This window comes from Pseudomonas sp. P5_B2 (genome assembly GCF_056400445.1).
The window spans coordinates 1-914 of the sequence record NZ_JBFULH010001168.1 but is presented as its reverse complement, the minus strand read 5'-3'; the positions used below and the strand labels follow the sequence as shown (position 1 = coordinate 914).

The following is a 914-nucleotide window of genomic DNA, read 5'->3' as shown; positions in this document are numbered from 1 at the left end:
GCAGCAGGACATTTTTACCGTGGCGAATCTCTAAATGCGCAAATCAGTGTGCGCGATGATGGCGCATGGGCACTTGAACTGAGCAAAGTCATGTACGCCACTTACGATGATATCGGCGATTTCGAGCAATGTTTTGAGGCCGTGGTCGAGCCGCTGGGTGGCATCATCGAAGGATGGGGCGTCAAGCAGGAGGTACGAGGGCTACTCGCATAAGCTTATGAACAGTGACACGCGCTAACGGCTGACCTTCGGGTTGGCCGTTTTAGTTTATGGGGCGGAAAAACCCTTCCGGCAAAACCCTGAAACAAGAACCCGACGCAAAAAAACCGCCTGAGCAGACGGTCAAAGGGAAGTTCGTGCTGTTTTTTCAGCGAATGCGCGAATTATCCGCACTGCCGGCCGGGCAGTGAAATCAACTCTGACTATGCTGGTGATAGGCGACAACGTCGCCTTGCAATGAAGCGGGGGCAATCAAGTTGGGGCGTTTGCTGCACAGGATTGGTGCGGTATTTGCGATGTGAATTTCCAACTTATTGATATTTAAGCGTTTATGCCGATGGCACGGGCCTTGCGAAGCCTAGATGTCCTGGTGACAAGGAGTACGGCATGATCCGCACCTATTTTGATKAAATGTACGATGCCGGCGGCCTGGTCCGCCCGCATTATCGGGAGTTTGCCCGTTGGCTAGCCGAAACGCCTGATGAGCTTTTGGCACAACGGCGACGCGAGGCCGATCTGTTGTTTCATCGCGCCGGGATTACGTTCACGCTCTATGGGGATGAGCAGGGGACAGAGCGCCTGATTCCCTTTGACACTATTCCCCGCAGCATTCCTGCCAGCGAATGGCGGGTGGTCGAGCGCGGCTGCATTCAGCGGGTCAAGGCATTGAACATGTTCCTTGCCGACCTCTATCA

The 914-nt window shown here is 54.3% G+C and carries 1 protein-coding gene and 1 pseudogene; both read left to right on the top strand.

Going from position 1 to position 914, the window contains the following annotated elements:
- The coding region (locus AC1DRJ_RS29960; RefSeq protein ID WP_477805308.1) for a ribonuclease E inhibitor RraB at positions 1-213 on the top strand (213 nt) is incomplete at its 5' end.
- 393 nt (positions 214-606) lie between these two features.
- Positions 607-914, top strand: a pseudogene (locus AC1DRJ_RS29955) (circularly permuted type 2 ATP-grasp protein); the annotation flags it as partial.